11 protein-coding genes are annotated in these 19,346 nt (G+C 44.3%); 5 read left to right on the forward strand and 6 right to left on the reverse strand.

Translation table 11 applies throughout. The features are described 5' to 3' along the window. Positions 1-2: 2 nt before the first annotated feature. From DWW90_RS01885 to DWW90_RS01900, 4 genes are all read left to right on the forward strand, one after another. Complete coding sequence (locus DWW90_RS01885; protein ID WP_122331439.1) at positions 3-1,376, forward strand: sodium-dependent transporter; 1,374 nt, start codon at positions 3-5, stop codon at positions 1,374-1,376. Between the two features lie 81 nt (positions 1,377-1,457). Continuing rightward, the gene (locus DWW90_RS01890) at positions 1,458-1,721 is read left to right on the forward strand and encodes a hypothetical protein (RefSeq protein WP_122331438.1); all 264 of its coding nucleotides are present in this window, start codon (positions 1,458-1,460) and stop codon (positions 1,719-1,721) included. Next, positions 1,694-2,029, forward strand: coding sequence for a type II toxin-antitoxin system RelE/ParE family toxin (locus DWW90_RS01895; protein WP_122343788.1), 336 nt, complete (start codon positions 1,694-1,696; stop codon positions 2,027-2,029). The genes DWW90_RS01890 and DWW90_RS01895 overlap by 28 nt, the downstream gene beginning before the upstream one ends. Positions 2,030-2,041: 12 nt before the next feature. Next, complete coding sequence (locus DWW90_RS01900; protein WP_122343789.1) at positions 2,042-2,791, forward strand: helix-hairpin-helix domain-containing protein; 750 nt, start codon at positions 2,042-2,044, stop codon at positions 2,789-2,791. Between the two features lie 75 nt (positions 2,792-2,866). Here DWW90_RS01900 and DWW90_RS01905 read toward each other — a convergent pair whose 3' ends face one another. Together DWW90_RS01905 and DWW90_RS20360 are read right to left on the reverse strand one after the other, a co-directional pair. Beyond that, positions 2,867-8,878, reverse strand: a complete 6,012-nt coding sequence (locus DWW90_RS01905) for a YDG domain-containing protein (RefSeq protein WP_147382389.1) — start codon at positions 8,876-8,878, stop codon at positions 2,867-2,869. Positions 8,879-9,550: 672 nt separating this feature from the next. Beyond that, the gene (locus tag DWW90_RS20360; protein ID WP_147382390.1) at positions 9,551-9,913 is read right to left on the reverse strand and encodes a hypothetical protein; all 363 of its coding nucleotides are present in this window, start codon (positions 9,911-9,913) and stop codon (positions 9,551-9,553) included. 1,383 nt (positions 9,914-11,296) lie between these two features. Here DWW90_RS20360 and DWW90_RS01910 point away from each other — a divergent pair. Next, complete coding sequence (locus DWW90_RS01910; protein ID WP_122343791.1) at positions 11,297-12,064, forward strand: AAA family ATPase; 768 nt, start codon at positions 11,297-11,299, stop codon at positions 12,062-12,064. Here DWW90_RS01910 and DWW90_RS01915 read toward each other — a convergent pair. The 4 genes from DWW90_RS01915 to DWW90_RS01930 all read right to left on the reverse strand — a co-directional run bounded on the left by DWW90_RS01915 (position 12,061) and on the right by DWW90_RS01930 (position 19,191). Then, positions 12,061-13,176 carry a glycoside hydrolase family 88 protein gene (locus DWW90_RS01915; protein ID WP_115500755.1) on the reverse strand — a complete coding sequence of 372 codons (1,116 nt, stop codon included), beginning with the start codon at positions 13,174-13,176 and terminating at the stop codon, positions 12,061-12,063. The two genes, DWW90_RS01910 and DWW90_RS01915, sit on opposite strands and share 4 nt — an antisense overlap. Before the next feature lie 18 nt (positions 13,177-13,194). Further along, a complete protein-coding gene (locus DWW90_RS01920; RefSeq protein ID WP_233547633.1) occupies positions 13,195-14,355 on the reverse strand; it encodes a DUF2264 domain-containing protein in 1,161 nt (386 codons plus the stop codon). A 129-nt stretch (positions 14,356-14,484) separates the two neighbouring features. Further along, complete coding sequence (locus tag DWW90_RS01925; RefSeq protein ID WP_122343793.1) at positions 14,485-16,158, reverse strand: RagB/SusD family nutrient uptake outer membrane protein; 1,674 nt, start codon at positions 16,156-16,158, stop codon at positions 14,485-14,487. 21 nt (positions 16,159-16,179) lie between these two features. After that, the gene (locus DWW90_RS01930; RefSeq protein WP_233547627.1) at positions 16,180-19,191 is read right to left on the reverse strand and encodes a TonB-dependent receptor; all 3,012 of its coding nucleotides are present in this window, start codon (positions 19,189-19,191) and stop codon (positions 16,180-16,182) included. Positions 19,192-19,346 lie beyond the last annotated feature (155 nt).

Genomic DNA, 19,346 nt, shown 5'->3' on the forward strand with positions numbered 1-19,346 from the left:
ATATGTCCCATCATCATAACAGAGCAACATTTGGTAGTAAAATAGGTGTAATCCTGGCAACAGTAGGCTGTGCCGTCGGACTGGGTAATATCTGGCGGTTTCCTTATATGGTCGGTTCCAACGGAGGAGCAGCATTCCTCCTTATCTACATCATTTGCATTATCTTATTAGGGCTTCCGGTGATGATCACGGAGTTTTTCATCGGACGTCATTCCCGCAAAAACGCGGCCGGCGCCTTCAAAGTAATGGCACCGGGAACAAAATGGTCTCTTATCGGCTACAACGGCGTACTGGCGGCATTCCTGATCCTGGGCTTCTACTCGGTAGTGGCAGGCTGGACGCTCGAATATATCATGCAGGCACTGGACGGTTCACTAACGGGCAAGACAGCGGCCGAATTCAAACTGGACTTCGAGCAATTCTCATCCGGGATCGTACGGCCGATAGGCTGGACGATTGCCTTCATCGCCCTGACGCATATCATCATTATCTCCGGCGTAAAAGAAGGTATCGAACGGGCATCCAAAATCATGATGCCCATGTTATTCCTGATTCTGATTGCTCTCTGCATCCGTTCGGTCACGTTGCCGAATGCCGAGAAAGGGTTGGCATTCCTGTTCAATCCGGACTTCAGCAAAATCTCCTCGTCGGTTGTGCTCAGCGCAATGGGGCAGGCTTTCTTCTCGCTTAGCATCGGAATGGGATGCCTGATTACTTACTCGTCCTATTTCAAGAAAGACACAAAACTCCAGACAACGGCCCTGCAGGTCACAGTCCTGGACACGCTGGTAGCCATATTGGCAGGAGTGATGATATTCCCGGCAGTATTCAGTTTCGGCATTGCTCCGACAGCAGGTCCCGAACTGGTGTTCATCACACTACCGAACGTTTTCGAACAATTGCCCTTCGGCTGGATCTGGTCCACTGTCTTTTTCGTGCTGCTCGCCTTGGCGGCTTTGACTTCGACAATCTCACTTCATGAGGTAGCGACAGCCTATGTACACGAAGAATATCATATTTCACGAAAAAAGGCGGCCTGGTTCGTTTCAGGCGGCGTGCTGACATTAGGGATTCTCAGTTCGCTCTCATTCAGCGTGCTGAAAGAGTTCACGATCGGCGGCTTGATTTTCTTTGATGCGCTGGATTACCTGACAGCAAAAATAATGCTCCCCTTAGGCGGTATGCTGATCTGTATCTTTGTCGGAACACGTGTCGACCGCAAGATACTAAAAGCCGAGTTGACGAACGAAGGAACCGTCCCGTTCCATTTCTTCAACACCTACGCCTTCTTCATGAAGTACATCGCTCCGGTCGCTATCGGCCTGATTTTCCTCAACGAGTTAGGACTGGTCAACAGGATTATAAAACTGTTTTAAAATACTCGGGGAAGTTCCTTGCGTATCTGCAGGGAACTCTTACCTTTGTGGGACAGTATTCATTTAATAAACAATCGCCTTATGGAAATCAAAACCATTAGAAAAAAGAAAGTAGCAACTTCCTGTAAAGTTAAATGTAAATCCTTCCCGTCATGGGAGGAAGTGCAACAGAAAAGGGATGCAAGGAACTCCCGTTATGGATTCGACCCGGCTACCGGATGCGGGACACTTTCCGCCGAACAATTGACCGAAATGATCAGGGAAGCGGAGGAAGGCCCGTTCTATACACTTGAAGAAGGTAAACAAATGATACAACAATGGAGGGAACAAAGGCAAAACCGGTAATCGCTTCATTGCTTTTTTATTCATCAGTCGACCAAATCTTTACTTATGGAAAAATGACCTTCGGTGAACAAACAGCAATCAAGTACGAGAACCTTATATATGAAAAAGTGCAGCAATTAGCCACAGACTACTTGTTGCATGCAGAATATCCATATCTTCCCACCAAAGATAAGCGGTATAGAAGGATTGTCCTTCCAGCCCATCTGATCGTCTACCGCATAACGGCTAAACAAATTGAAGTTTTAGACATTATACATCAGGCGCAAAGCATCTCCCATATCAAACAATTAAGAAACATCAAACCATAAACAAATCAAACTATGAACTGGCGAGACCTTCTCTATTTCTCCAAAGGTGAAAGGCGGGCGTTGACCTTGCTGCTTTGCCTGATTACAATCTCTTGGATTTTATTGTTTTGGACGGGTAAAAAAGCGATGCCTGTCGCTTTGGAAACGGATGCCCATCGGACAGGAAACCGACTGGCTTCGGACGAAAAACGGATCATCATCGGAAAAGACATATCCGAAAGGGAAAAAGAATCCATCCGAAAGGAATCCGAATTACATCCGAAGGGGAAGAAAAATACCCATAAAGAAAACGCTCCTTTCCCAACAAAGAAAACACGGAAAGAATACAAGCCGTACGTCCGGACAGAAAAATTCCCTGCCGGAACAGTTGTCGAACTGAATGCAGCCGACACGACCACCCTGAAGAAAGTTCCCGGCATCGGCAGCACCTTCGCCCGCCGGATTGTGAAATACAGGGAACTGTTGGGCGGATTCTACACCGTCGGCCAATTGTCGGAAGTGTATGGCATCGATGAAGAGCGCTATGCTGTCCTCGCTCCCTGGTTCTTCACCGACACACTGTACATCCGCAAACTGAATGTCAACGCCCTGCCCGCCGCAGACCTCCGCCGTCATCCTTACCTCGACTACCGGCAGGCAAAAGCCATCGAACAGCTCCGCAAACAAAAAAGCAGACTCTCCGGGTGGGAGAACCTGCAACTGATAGAAGAATTTACAGATATGGACAGGAAGCGGCTCAAGCCATATCTGTCGTTCGAATGAGAAACTGAGACTAAAAAAAGGGCATCCTCTCGGACGCCCTTTCTCATTCAATACTAAAACTCTCTTATATATGGATTAGTATACATTTACCTTGGTAACAATCGTATTGCCGGCATTGGTTAATTTCACAATGTAAATGCCATTTGTTACCGGTATTTGCGCATAGCTGCTGATGCGTGCATTGTAAACTGTCTTGCCGAACATGTTCACAATCGTCAGCTGCAGCGGCTGAATCGGATTCACATAAATACTACCCTGTTTTGCATATACCTGCGTATTGGCAAGGGCTTCTTCAAGGCCGGTAGCAAAGTCTACAGTTACTTCGCAAGTGGCTGTTACATCACCGATCTTAGCTGTGATCGTTGCCGTACCTACCTTCAAGGCTTTCACTGTTGCACTGTTTCCGTTAGCTGTCACACTGGCAATCGTCGGATCGCTACTGCTCCATGTCACGGTCTTATCGGAAGGAGATACAGTTGCTTTCAGTACGAACTCTTCATTACGCGGCAACGTCTTTGTTGTTGCATCCAGGGAGATTGTAACGGTTTCGTCGCCTTCGTCACCACCACCAGAAGGAGGAGTCGGGGCAGCTGTGTAACCAAGCTGGTTCTTGTCGTAAACAACAGAATAGTTAACTGTTTCACCACCGTTCACATAATAAACAGTATTGCTACCGCTACCTTCGGATGTTATAGTCGGATTGAAAGCAATTGCACTGCTTGCTACAGTCTCACCTGTTTCACGAATTGTCAGCTTGATGTTGCTTTTCAGATTGCTTACAGAAGAAGCATTAGCAGGTAATTCGGCAACAACTGTTGATTTAAGGATATTACCATTTGTTGGTTTAGAGTCTGCCAGTTTATAGTTAGCAGCATCACCTGTCGTACCCATTTCAAGCTCTTTTATAGTTTGTTCACCGGCTGTTGCAGCGCCAAAGGTAACCCTGATCGGAACGATATCACCACTGATACGGTCGTTCGATGTATAATCAGTCAGTTCCATAACATTCTTTCCGTTATAGTAAGCGCTAAGCGGAGTTCCGACTGTCACTTCTTTCTGATTGATCTTGCCTGTCAGGGTTACTTCCAGAACATAATTGTTAGCTTCGCTACCGATCAGGATCAGCGATTGAGACGGAGTGATTATTTTGTTATCACCTGCCGCTTTATCAGCAAAGTTGAATGTAATACCGGAAAGATCCAGTGCTACGTCCTTACCATTCGCTTCATTACTCAATGTAAGCGTTCCAGAAGCAAGGGTTGTTCCATCGTATGTTTTATTCATATCGGATGTGCTAACAGTCAGTTTAGCCGGAGCTACTTCGAGGTTCAGGATCTTCACTTCACTACTACTGATTGCCAATACCGTAGCCTTACCTGTTGCGACAGGAGTACAAACAATATTACCTTCTGTATTTGTCGAAATAGTCAGAACATTGGTATTGGTCGATTCATACGTCCAAGTATTTTCTAACTTCGTTACTTCGTATGGAGTACCATAAGATATACCTTTAAATGTTTCCTGATTCCAATCGCCGGCAACAGCCGCTTTCGTTTGCATAGGCGCTTTAATCGAAGAGGTTGTAACAGCAGAAGTAGAAATCTTATTCAAACTCTGACCTATCACCTTGCCACTTGCATCCAGAATATTAGCATAGCCATCTTCTCCAACTTCAGAAGTTTTCAATCCCGTGTAACCGGCTTCATCAACGATCATTGCTTTTTTGGCATCTGATGTACCATACACTACCGCTTTCGGAGTACCCAGTTCAACAGTCAGCGTACCCGGAACAGTCGTAATCGCATAGTTCGGACATGCACCCGGCATATTCAAATTCAAAACAGAACCGTCTTCTGTTACATTAAAGACACCACTATAAACATTACTTAATGTTTCGTCATTTACCAAACCTGTAGCTTCGAACTCATACTTCGTATAACGCTGGTTCCACATGCGTGTCACATCTTTCACCTTTACGGTAAGCGGTGCTTTCGTAATCTTCCCGGTTACGTTCTTCGGCTGGATCAAGGTGTAGTTGGCAGCATTAGTTCCTGTCAACGTCAGTTCCGGCATCAGGACTTTCACGCTTTCGCCTGCGTTCTTACTTGCAAAGCTAAGTGTCAAGCCTTCTGTCTTAACGGAAACATCGTCAGATGCACCTGTCAATGTGAAAGTCGGAAGTTTCTCGATAGCTGCTGTTCCGTCATAAACCTTTTCGATCGCACCTACTGTAACCGTGATCGGTTTCGGCATGATTTCGATTGTTTGGGTTGCGACAGCGGCAGAATGAGCAACATCGGCAGCACGACTTACGGTCAGGGTCACTTTACCAACTTTAGTTGCTTTCAGTTTGCCATCTGCAATAGTTGCCGGATCACCTTCAGCTACGCTATAGGTATAATCGCCTGTAGCAGCAGTTTGATCGCTCATTGCAGACAATGTCATTTCATTGCCATAAACCATTGTCGGCAGAACAGATGCACCGAAGGAGACTACCTGCGGAGTCAAGGCATCGACAACAATACTGATTGCTTTACTTTCTCCGGTATTAGAACCTGCCGTAGCAGAAGCCTTAACAGAATAAGTCGTTCCGGATGATACATCAAATTTACCAGTGTAATAACCACTATCCAAAGTAGCAGCAACATCCGTACTTCCCTGGACAAACTTAACAGAAGTAATCTCCTTAGCGCCACCTGCATGAATCAGTTTTGCTTTTAACTGGATTTCTTTAGCAGAATTATCACTCTTCAGTACCGTCTTAGCTTCCACCATTTCGATAACCGGATTAACAGCATTGACTGTCAATTTTGCACTTGTAAAAGAGATTGTATAGTTGTCGGAAGTCAAGCCGTAAGGAACGATATCGTATGTTTTAGCCAACGAGTCTTTGGTTGCAGTACAAGTGAACTTCAGGATACCATCGAGTTTGTCATCTCCAACCAAACCCGTAGTAGTCGCTGTAAATTCAGGATTCTCCACACCATAATCACGAGATGCAGCTGTTGCTGTAACAGTTGCAGCCTTCGGGGTTACCTTTGCTTTTACAAAAGTGATCGGAGCCAGTTCGTAGTAAGCAGTAGAGTCAGAACCGTTTGCCGCAGCCAAAGCAGCCGTAACGATTACCTCCTTGTTTTCACCAGCGTTTGCATCTATCAGTTTACCTGTTGGGTTTGCTGCCAAATCCAGACCGGTTGCATCCGTACCTAACTTACCGGAGAATGTTAACGTTTCACCCTTCGTCAAAGTTATATTTGTATTACCATCATACACTTTAGTTGTTGCTTCCAAGCCTTTGGTTAATGTAACCTTACGTTTGTTGACTTTCAGGATTTGCGTGTTGGCTGCGTCTTCATCGTAAGTGAAATTGCCATCACTATCTTTATCATTGCCATCTATCTTACCATCGTTATTTGTATCCTTTTTAACCTTCAGATCAAAAGTAACAGTACCCGGCTTCTTGATCGTCAGAACACCATCTTTGAGTTCTACAACTTCACTTGTATTACCATTTATTAAAACTTCCGTACCCGGTAAATTGAATGCCAACGTGATCGGCACTGTACCAAACACTACACTATCCGGCAGGTTGGTGATCTTAGCCAATGTTTTCTGGAAAGAAGCAATAGAATAAGTATTTTCCGAGAAACTCAACACCATCACCACCTTGCCGGCTTTCAGCAATTCTTTTGCTACCGTTTCGTTGGAAGCGATAACACCGTCTTTACATTCGATAGAGAAATCCTTTTCTTTCAGATCCTTCTTATCTGAAGCTTTATTCATTGACACAATTACAGAATCAGCAACAACAGTAGCGGAATCGGGCATCAAAGTACCACCGCACAAGTCAATACCGGTCATAATATCTGATAACGGGAGGTTGAGTTTACCGTTGTTGACCAAAGTCGCAGCCTCTTCGCCTGTTCCAAGTTCAAGACCGGAGTTGAAACTCCAAGTTTTTCCGGATGCAATGGCAAAATCGGATGTTCCTTCGGATACAGCCGTACCATCACGGAATTTCTTCAAAGATGCTTTCGTACCTGTCAATTCGATATTCGCATTAGCCAAGCCCTGTCCGATCATCATAACCGGATTTTGATTATTAGTTGAGTTAACGAATTTAAAAACAACTCCTTCTAAAACGGTAGGCACCGGTTTTCCGTTCGTATCGGAATCGGCCCAACCATCAACGGCCCCTAAACTTGCTTTTAGATTCTCCAAGTTATTAAACGTACAGCCGTCAAACGTAAAAGAGCCTGTACGTATCTGTCCACGGTTGATCGCTCCCATTTCATAGTAATTTCCCACCTTGCTGAACACACAATTTTTGAGAGTTGCCTCAATTTCGTCTGCATAACCGTTAGATAGTGTTCCATAGAAAGAACCGAGTTTAGCACCCGTGATGGTAACTTTGGAAGTCCCGGTATAAGTATACCCTTGTCCGCCTCCACAACCCAATCCTTCGGGAAGCTCTACTCCCTCGGAGATAGTGATCTTGACATCTTTTGTCCCGCAAACAGCATCATTCCATACCGTAACCGGAGTCTTCTGAGCCGGATTAGCAAAACCTCCTGCATATATGCACTGTACTTTCGTCTGATTACCGGAAACATTGATATCTACAACATTGGTCTTGGCAAACTGATCACCACCACCACACAATAGCTCCGTGATCGTACCACCTTTGATCTGTATGGTTGCTGTCCCGTTGACATTAGCCGTTTGTTGAGCCGTCGAACCATAACCGCCACCATATATCCGTTTTATCGTTCCACTTTCCATCGTAATCGTAGAGCTCTGTACAGTCTTATTCTTAGCACCACCGTAAACAGTTGCTCCTTCACTCTTCAACTGGATAAAATCTGAAGCATCGTCTGTCACACTAACAATCACTTCACCCTCTACAGCTGCTTTTTTAATAGTAACAGGATTACCATTTGCAAAAACAGTATTACCTTCCAGTGTCAGTTTCGAATTCGTCCAATACCGCATCTCCTTCGAACTTGATCCCTGTACACCAACATAAGAAGTCCAACCATTCGGACCTTCAACCAAAGTCGATGGATCTGACGTGGTGTCTTCAGACCAGATCTTAGATTGTTCGGCAAAAGAACAATCAGGATCAAATGTAAACTTCGGAGAATAAACAGGCGTACCGTCTGTTCCAACATTTACACCGCCCCAGCCATTATTTATAGTAACCAGACCTTCTCCTATTACTGCTGAATGAACTAACAGACCTGCATTAGCATTAGCTTCCAAAGCAACATTATGCAAATTGGTTGTCATTTTGGATTGCGCATTGATGCCGGAAGCCTGTGAACTCATAACACGAATATTTCTCAAAAAAACATTACCTTCCGCAGCTCCTTCTATTGAAACCAAGTTTGCTGTTTTATTTTCAATCGTCTTTCCATCTTGCTTTTTGGGCCAATTTGCATTCGCATCAGCTTTCAGATTCGTTAGAGGTTTTCCATCGTTCTGAGCGACACCTAATAAAGTAATAGGTTTATCAATAACCAACTGTGGAGACAAAACAAAATCTCCTGCGGTCAAACTAATCGTATTATCTTTTTCCGCAAAAAGAACCGCTGTCGGCAAAGAAGCATAATCCGTATCACCAATTGAAGCAACTGGAGATACAGGTTCGTCTTTTACCTCTAACTCGCAAGGCATAGAAGTAACCTCTGTTCCATCCACTTTTGTCACTTTCAATGTATAGCTGAAAGTTCCTGTTTCCTTCGGTACAACCTTAATATAAGAAGTTGCATCCATCAAAGAAAATCCTTCAGCCGGACCGAATCCATCGTTTTTAGGATTCCATTTTACCCAACCAGGATTCCCTCCATTAGGTTCATAATAGTAGGAATCCCAAGTGTCAAAAGCATTGTTTTCAGCCGTTAATGAGGCACGGACGTTTATATCCCCGGCATTCCCTTTCTTCGTTGTAATACCAAATACGATCGCTCTCCCCTTCTGGGCAACGGTTAGATCCGTCGTAATCGTTGGGCCATCTTGCGCATGCACCCACCCCACACTCGTCACCGCCATAAAGGCAGCGAGTAACATAAGTAATCTTTTCTTCATAACATTTTTAATTAAAGCATTAATAATGAGTTTATTGATTGAAATAAAATTCTGTACCCTATCATCGCTCTATTAACTTACCCTATACAATGTACGCCTACAAATAGTAGTTAACAAGTGTTATTTTCTGTATTTTGACGATCGAAAACGATCCTTTTTTTTAGTCATTTTTAGGCTGGATGCGGGTTTGGAGCATTTTTCTACAAAACAATGCGACAAGTTTTGAAATTCAAGGAGTTTTTTATTTTGAAAAAATTTGGAAGATTGAAAAAAAATGTTGACTTTTGATGACTAAAATAAACGATCGTTTTTTTTAGTCATTTTTCAAGTAGATTTTTGCTCTGCAAATAGCAGTTGATATTCAAAAGATAGTAGTATTTGCAATAAAACACTTACGTTTTTAAATGAAAAGCAGCCGAGGGTTTTCTAAATGTATTTTTACAAAACATACTTTTTGAAGAGAGTTCCCGCAGATTTCATATCTCCTGTCCGATACGTCTATACACCTATATACACCTCTGTTTTTCAGCGTACTAAGCCGACATCGCCCTTTCATAAAAACGCGTAATCAGTATCTTGTTACATCTACATGTAAAGGGCGATTCTATGGTTCTTTTTTCCATTCCGAGATTTATCCCCTTTTCGAGGGCTTCCTGAGTGGTAAAATTTTCATTAAGCTGGAAAAAAGTTGCATCGTTCAAATATTTTCAGGTTTGGATCTTCTGCAAATTGACAATAACCCCCTGTTTCGACTGTTTTTCTATTTCGTCCGAAATCTTGATCGATTTTGGATTGACTTTTTTCATGGTTTTGACCTCTCCGGCTGACAGCAGTTGAAATGAGGTGTGCAGCCCATTCCGAAAAGTATGCAATTTGATTGCCGGAAACCGGAAACAGCGGCAAAGTGATAAAGCTTAACTCCCGGAGAATCGAATATTTGAAAATAAAACGGACGGCATTCCAAATATCCCAAGGAAATTTTAGGGGCTTGTTGCCGTGAGGTGCGCAGAAAATTGCCGTGAAGTAACGCTTCATCGTCCTGAGGATTGACTTCGTGCTATATGAAGTCTGACTTCAGAGCAACAAAGTTCCGGATCAGAGCAATAAAGTCCCTCTTCATGACAATAAGGTGCCGGATCATAGGAAAAAGCCCTTTTTTGACAGCTGAAAAGTGGGTTGACATTTGTTTGAATTAGGAAACCTTTCGAGCTCAAAAAATCCGTTTTTTACAATAAGCCCCCCCCTGCCGCAGAGGCAATTCGCGAATCGCCCAAAGCCCTGTAAAGGGCGACAGATCATAGCCCAAGGCGTGAGCCTTGGGTTTAAATAGGACCACCTCCTGTCTTCAAGATCTGTAAGGGCGATACATTGTGGCACAGAATATTACGGTGCCGCCCTTACAGGGCTAAGAGGGGGAGGTGGACGTTTCCTTAACCCAAGGCTCACGCCTTGGGCTGAGATCTGCCGGGCTTACAGCCCTAAGACAACGTCGCTAAATCATCATTTACAGGTTCAGATTTTCTTAAATATGATCCCTTCTAACTTTCAACTCTTAACTTTCAACTTTCAACTACTTAGGGGGGGGGCTTATTGTAAAAAACGGATTTTTCTGCTCCAAGAGACATCCGAAACAAAACAAATGTTAATCCACTTTTTCGACCTCAAAAAGGAACTTTTTCCACTTTTTTGAGCGTTTCCAGCAATTACGACCGTCCTCTTTGCCATTATGACCGTGCTAATGTGTAGTGCACTCGGCACCTCGCGAAGATTAGCACGGTCGTAATGGCGATTTGGACGGTCGTAATTGGAAAGAGGACCGTCTAAAGGGCAAAAAAGCACCTGAATTTCCTTGGGATATTTAGGACGCCATCCGTTTTATTTTCAAATATTCGATTCTCCGGGAGTTAAGCTTTATCACTTTGACGGCGTTTCCGGCTTTCGGCAATCAAATTGCACACTTTTCGAAACGGGCTGCGCACCTCGTTTTTCTTGTTGTCAGAAAAAGGAGCTTAAACCGTGAAAAGAGTCAATCCAAAATCGATCAAGATTTCGGACGAAATAGAAAAACGGCAAAAACAGGGGGGTTATTGTAATATCCATCCGAGGAGTCGGGTGCGGAAAACTATCTTATATGTCTCCAAAAAAAGCTTTACCCCTCATCACTGAGACATAAAGCCCAAACACGTAAATCAGTTATTAAAAAAAACGAAGCAGTGTTATATAATCATGTGTCTATAAGTGTATCCTCTCTTATTTGCCGGCAAAGTAACGGCACACCTGTTGCATGGATGTGACAGGAAGAATACAATTCAGTTGAAAGTTGAAAATTGAAAGTTGTAAATCAGATTTACTTCCGTATCTTAGCCCCCGGAAAGCCCGGCTTTCCTTAACTTTCAACTTTCAATTTTCAACTGTACTATGGTTTATCTAAAGCAAATCAAACTAATCAATCCGGAAGAAGTATCGGGACCGGTGGAAGATCTGAAATATCCGTACAGGGCGGCTGCCGTGCGGTATATGGACAGGCTGGTGTTTACGAAACCGGTTACTTTCCTGGTGGGGGAAAACGGGATCGGCAAATCGACACTGTTAGAAGCGGTCATGTATAAATATGAGATGCGGGATGAAGAAGCGCAGGGGATGTTGAACGACGGCGACGAGAGCCACAAGGTCCTCGCCAATGTCCTGCCGGACCAGATCCGCCTAATGGAAGTGCGCAAGCCGGACGACCATTTCTTTTTCCGCGCCGAATCGTTCTTCGACCATGCCCGTGAGATCGACGCCCGCTCGATGCGCGACATCCTCAAATATGGCCGCGACTATTCGCTGGGACGCTACGGAGGGCGCCGCCTGCTCGAACAATCGCATGGCGAGAGCTTCCTCAACACATTCCTCAACTACGGCGAACGGAACATGCTTTATATCCTGGATGAACCGGAATCGGCCCTTTCCCCGCAGCGCCTGCTATCGCTTCTGGTGCGGATAAAAGAGTTGGTCGACCAGGGATGCCAGTTGATCATCTCCACCCATTCGCCTATCCTGATGGCCTATCCCGGAGCCGACATCTATAACATAGATGAAGACGGTGCCCGCCTCACTCCTTTCGAGGAGACGGAACACTATCAGCTGACAAAATATTTCCTGACGCACACCGAGCAGATGTTGCGGGAGTTGGGGATCGACTAATCGAGGAAACGGCACATCTCGCAGGCAGCAAGCAGAAAAGCGCCTACTCCGAAATTGGAGGTAGAACCGGCATTCACGACTTGTCCGGGGATGGCTTTCTCGCCTATCGGCTGCACATATCCGACCTTTCCGTCCGCCTGGAGGGCGACAGTGGTCAGATAGTCCCAACCTTTCAAGGCTGCGGGCAGATAAACCTCCTGATCGAGATAGCCATTATTGACTCCCCAAAGAAGAGCATACGTGAAGAATGCCGTCCCGCTTGTTTCCGGTCCGGGAGCATGAGCAGGGTCGAGCATACTGCGCGTCCAATAGCCTTCCGGCTGCTGGCAGTCCACAACAGCCTTTGCCATTTTCCGGAAACGGCAAAGATACTCGACCCGGTGTGTATCCGCTTGCGGAAGTTCTTTCAATATCTTCGCAAGACCGGCCAACACCCATCCGTCGCCACGTGCCCAGAAATCTTTCTTGCCGTTTACACTCGTATGCTTCGGGTAAACATATTTGGCATCACGGTAATACAGACAGGCATCTTTGTCGTACATAATACTGTTGGCATAATTAAAATACTCATGCAGTTTTTCCAGATAAAGCGGGTCGCGGGTGATCTTATACAGTTTGGTCATCACCGGCATTACCATATATAATCCGTCGGCCCACCACCAATAATCGTTGCGGGTCGTGCTCATCTGGTATTCCATCACCTCACGGGCACGGGCGATCTTCTTCGGGTCAGGCTGCAACAGGTATAGATCCGCATAGGTCTGAAAACAGATCTGCCAATCCCCGAAAAGGACATATTCGTCGGTCTCGCCATAGCTGTATTTCCAGTTTGCCTTATCATCCGACTTGGCCCCCTTCCATTCGTTATGTTCCGCCCAGGCTTCGGAATAGCGGAGATAAGATTCTTTCCCCGTCAGGAAATAGGCTTCCATATTCCCCGTATGGTAAGCGGCGTTATCCCAGAAAGCCCTTTCGGGAACAGGATTCTGCGCTTGCCAATGGTCATTGACCCGGTAGATGATATCCACTACCTGCTTTTTCGTCCACTCCTTTTGGCTGAAACCGCTGGCAGGAAACACAAACAGGACCAGCAGCCATATATACTTATTCATATGAGTCACAATTTAGAATTAATACTCCACCGGATAATCTTTATTAAACCGGACGTTGGCAAATGCTTTCCTGGCAGTCCAATCCTGCGGTTCCACCGTCCAGAACGAGTCATCGGCGGGAAGTCCCAACGGAAGGAAACTCTCGGAGGTGATATACATACTGCCATTGTTGCTGTACCAGTCCCCTAATTCCGGCTGATGTCCGGCAAAGCCGATCGTCAGGAAACCGTCGTCCGTGAAATTGGTCGGATTGCTGAAGATACTCTTATGCACAGCCGTTAGTGCAGCTCTGACCTGTCCTTCCGGCAACTTTTCCGGTAGCTGCTTGCGGAGCGCCATCAGAGAAAGCGCCTGAAAAGCTCCGGTACGGTACGTTAGCGAACGTCCGAACGGCGGGAATGTCCCTTCCGGCGACACCAGCCGTTCGAGATGTTCGGCATAACGCCGGATACGCTGAAGTGCTAATCTGTACGTATCCTCCTTCACAACCTCTCTATTTACCAAAACCTCTAATACCTCCACCAACATGGGGTGGATCACAAATGAGTTATAATAATCGAAATGGAAACGTTCACCGTCAGCATACCAGCCGTCTCCCACGTACCATTCGTTTATCTTCTTGATCGTCAAATCCAGACGCATCGGGTCATAGTCTTCACCGACCATCATCAGGAATGCTTCGTTCATGGCTGCAAAGAGCAACCAGTTCGTGTACGGAGGCTTTACCCGGCGCAACTGTTTCAATTCAGCTATAATGCGTTGCTTCGTCGTTGCATCGAGCGGTTCCCACAACTGTTTCGGCGCCCGTATCAGAGCGTTTGAAAAGTATGCGGAATCGACCAGCGGTTGGCCTTCGTTCCGCCAGAGCAGGTAATCCGGACTATCCGGATCGACCGAATGCGCATAGCTCGCCAATGCCCATTCGCGCAGTTGTTTCCGTTGTTTCCCTTCTTGTGTATCGTCGTCCGGCAAGCTCAACCAAGGCGCCAGTCCGGACATCAGGCGTCCGAAACATTCCATATAGGTAACGCCTTTATCGCGCCCATCCCAGTTGGGACTTACCTCGACTGTCATCTTCTTCCTCAGCTCTCCTTTTGCCATATTCGACAGCACAGGCGAGGCGATCTTATACATCAGGCTTGTCCAATACAAGCGGTCGCTCATCTCCGCTTCCGGCATTTTTTTCCTTTTCTTCTCCGGCTCTCCCGCCATCGTTAAAGAAAAAGGGCTACAGGCCACCACTCCTGTGGCGCCTGTAGCTGCTATTGTTTTTATGAAGTTACGTCGTTGCATAACAATGAAGTCCGATTAATAACCAGGGTTCTGTTCGAGGACTGCACCTGTATTGCGCTGAATTTCTGTCAAAGGAATTGGCAACAATAAATGTTTAGATTCCAATCCTGTAATCTCTCCTTTGATTGTTTTTTCCGTATTCAAAGCAGCGCGTTCCACCAAAGTTCCAGTACGAACTAACGTCATACGGCGATTCTCTTCAAATAACAACTCCCGAACACGCTCATCCAATATAAAATTCATATCAACTTTGCCTGCATCAACTTTTCCTTTTGAAGGATATTCAGGATATGCACGTTCACGTAAAACATTGATATCATCCGCTGCTCCTTGGCTATTTCCTTGTTTAAAGCGAGCTTCAGCACGTAACAGGTACGTTTCTCCCAGACGCATCATAGGGTAGTCTTTAATACATGTCCATCCCCAACCGTCTGCCGGATCATAAGAGTTCCACTTTGTACTGTAAGGATAGAAATTCATTATAGTATCACCAACCTGAAGGACTACCGGATCGCCGGTCTTTACCGATACTTCACCTACTTTATCAGGACTATCCGAATCAACACGCCATCCGTTTTTATCAACCGCATAAGTTGCTTCAAAACCTTCCGCATTATAATATAAATGACGTTTGATATTATATTCGGAATTACGCATATCACCTTCTTCGTACAATCCATTTACTACCCAAGAACTCGGACGGCATCGTCCGTTTCCACGTCCCCCAAGAGAATCCGCTTCATATGACATCCCAGGAATATTATGATAGGAGGGATTAAATACGCGGCGATGCTGGGGAGCATTAGTGAATCCATCACTACCAGTCACTTTATTATACTCCAACTCAAATGTCCAGATCGCCTCCGTATTTCCTTGGTTACGCCGCTGATTACCATAGATAAACATATCATGGAAACAGTCACCGGGTTTTGCAGCATCCGTACCGTAACGTTGTTTTACTAATTGCAATTCACCACTATTAATGATTTCACTCAGAACAGTTTCCGCTTCCGCATTCATATTCAAACGTAAGTAAACTTCTCCCAAGGCTTGCTTTGCCATATACTTATTTGCACGACTTTGTTGGGCCAATCCGCTCATATCTGGCAAGTTTTCCGAAGCAAACTTCAAATCGCTAACAACCAGATCATTGATTTCATTCACTGATGCACGTACAAAATCATCTTTTGCAACCTGAGTAGGTTCTGTACACAAAGGGACACCTCCATACAATGTAGCTAACATATTATACATATAGCCCCGGAAAAACTTAGCTTCTGCCAACTGTGCAGCATTCCCATCTTCTCCTAAAGTTGCAATAATCGCATTGGCATTATTGATTACTTTGTAACATTGTTTCCACATATAAGCCACGGCATCATTTTCCGATGTCAATTCACCATATTGGTAAAAGGGGATTTCCACTCCTTCAACGCCACCCGGCGAAGCAACATCTGTTCCCACCTGCCAGCAACTCAGCCATCCCTGCCGATCAGACCACGACCATAGTTGTCCAAACAAATAGTGCAGGCCCTTTAGTGAAGCCTCTGTTCCTTTTTCGTCTCCTAACTGTTCCGGAGAATAGGAAGACTGCGGTGTTTCATCCAAAAAGCTTTCACTACAAGAGATAAAGCTGCCCAAAGCAAGGGATGAAAGGGCTAATGTCAAAAATATATTTTTGTGTTTCATACTATTTTACTCCTTTAATATTTAGAATGTAAGATTAATACCGAATACTATACTACGTACCGATGGATAGTTTATATCCCAGTTTCCACTACCTCGCGTGTCATCCCGTTCTTCCGGGTCCCAACCAATCCAGTTTGTAAACGTATAAAGGTTACGTCCGCTTGCATACAGGTTCAAGCCACCGATGCCCATCTTTGTAATCAGTTTCTGAGGGAAATTATAGCTTAACGTTATGTCTTTAATACGTGTATAATTAGCTTTATAAGGGAAACCATAACCATGAGGATTAGAATTCTCACCTAATGAACGCCATTCATTACTCTTATTTTCAGGAGTCCAATACCCTATTTCCGCAAAACTATTACGACGCTGCAACTCATCAGATGCCATACCGATAGAACCATTGTTACGCATAGCTCCTTGTACTGTTTGGATAAACACACTCAAAGAAAAATCCTTATAAGAGAATGTATTAGTCAAACCACCAATCCATTTTGGGGACTTCTGTCCAAGAACCGTACGGTCTTCATCCGTAATCTGACCATCACCATTCAAATCTGCCAATTTCACATCACCCGCTTTAGCAATAGGATCCCAATCCTTATTTAAACCAGCAGCTATCTCATCTTCCTGCCAGATACCAACTTTTGTATAATCATAGATAACATCAATTGGCTCACCTATAAACCAGCGGTTACCAATATCTGATGTTTTATCACCGTACAGATCAACTATTTTATTTTTATTCATTGAGAATACAAGTGTACTGCTCCATTGGAAATCACGGGTAACAATATTGCGGCTATTCAATGTTAACTCAATTCCTTTATTTGCAGTTTCACCCATATTGGCATACACCTCATCAAATCCTGTTGCAGTAGGCAGTTTACGTTTCAACAACAAATCGTTTGTCCTGGCAGAATAGACATCAATTGTTCCTGACAGGCGATTGTTCCATAAACCAAAGTCCAGACCAAAGTTAAAACTCTTGGTAGTCTCCCAAGTCAGGTTCGAGTTTCCCAATGTATTAGTAACCATACCTACATTCAGGCTACTTTCCATCGGAAGCTTAATACTATTCATCGTTGTGATAGCCTGATATACGCTAATAGCCTCATTACCTGACTTACCATATGAAAGTCTGAGTTTTAAATTATTCAACCAGTCCTGGTTTTTCTCCATGAAGGACTCATTTGCAATATTCCAACCTAAAGCGACCGAAGGAAATACACCGTATTTATTATTAGCACCAAACACAGAAGATCCGTCACGACGAACAGTAAAAGTAAACAAATAACGACTGTCATAAGAATAGTTCAAACGTCCCATCTGTGAAACCGTCGAATATTTTTCGCCTTTAGAAGATACGCTTGAGGTTGCTGCACCTGCCAAGTTATTCCATCCCAAAGCATCATTGATAAAATCTGTCGCCGTAGACTTATTTTCTTGATAATGTTTACGTGATGCAGCATACAACGCTGTAATATCAAAATGATGTTTTTGAATATCCCGTGAATAGGAAAGAATGTTTTCAAGCGTCCAATTCTGTGTTTCATAATCATAAATAGTGGCAGTTCCTAATTTATCATTTACAGAAAGACCTGTATAGTTGTCTTCACGTTTCGGCACATATGAAAAACCTGCATTAAGTTTATATTTCAATCCCTTCAAAGGCTTCCATATATTTTCAAAATCGACCTCTGCATATCCGTTAACTGTCACATTAAACTGGCGGCGTTCCGGATTAGTTGTCGTGTTTAGCAACGGATTATTCCACAAAGTCTCACTATGCATCGGATAAATACAATAACTTCCGTCATCTTCATACATCTTTGCATAAGGGCTCATTGCTGTTGCATTCAACAAGTTTGCCCGTCCGCCATCTTTATTGTGAGCCACAATATAAGAATTGGTTCCAACCTTCAAGAAGTTCGTAACGTCCATATCCAGATTTGTACGGAACGTATAACGCTTATAATTATAACCTTTTACGACACCTTTCTGTGACATATATCCCCCCGCAACATAATAGTTCATCTTTTCAGTTGCTCCAGATATACTAATATTGTTATCGGTTATAATACCAGTCTGGGTTACAGCATCAATCCAGTCTGTCGTAATACCGTTTTCATAGTTATACACTTCATTCTCATATTTCACCTTGTCATGAAACATTGAACTACCATTAATACGCTTGCCTTCAGCATAACGAGCCAGTAATTCTTCAGGTGAACACAGCTCCGGCGTATGAGCAATATCCTCAACACCTACATAACCGTTATAACGAATTGTCGGCTTTCCAATCTTTCCTTTCTTAGTCGTAATCAGAATTACACCATTGGCACCATTTGTTCCATAAATCGCGACAGCAGAAGCATCTTTCAAAATCTCCATCGACTCAATGTCATTCGGATTAATATCAGCTAAAGAACCTCCGGATTTACTTAATGGAATACCGTCGACTACAACATAAGGACCTGTTTCTGCATTAATAGAGTTTTTACCGCGTACCAATGCAGAAGGTGCTTCTCCAGGAATAGAAGAGGTTTGTGTGATCGTCACACCTGCAGCCGCACCCTGTACAGCCTGTAATACGTTTGTTACCGGAAGCTTTTCAAGGCGTTCCTTTGATACCGACGTTACCGAACCCGTCACGTCCGATTTCTTCTGAACACCATAACCGACCACGACTACCTCGTCAAGCATCTCACTGTCTTCCTTTAAAAGGATGTTCAGGTCTGTCTGATTTTTAACAGGGATTTCCTGTGCCACATACCCGATATAGGAGATAGAGAGGATAGCTCCGGCGGGAACTTCCAAAGAGAATTTACCATCGATATCGGACATGGTTCCGTTCGTGGTACCTTTGACAATAACATTTGCACCGATAACCGGTTCGCCTGTTGCATCTTTGATCACACCTGTGATTTTTTTCACTTGTTGCAGAACGGCTGCACTTTCGTGCCGCGATACATCTGCTTCAGCTGCGTTACCGTACAGTACGGGGCCAACACTCAAGAGTGCAACGGCCAAGGCTAAGCTTTGTGCTTTCATGCATTAAAAATTAAAATTAATACTTGTGGTTCAAATTTTCTGCCAGCAAAGGAAAGGCTCTTTTCTTACTATATATGGGAAAGATGATTCAAAAAGGTAAGTTCTACACTCATACACCAGAATCAAACCTTTTT

It is taken from the genome of Parabacteroides sp. AF17-28 (assembly GCF_003479205.1).
Taxonomy (GTDB): Bacteria; Bacteroidota; Bacteroidia; order Bacteroidales; family Tannerellaceae; genus Parabacteroides; species Parabacteroides acidifaciens.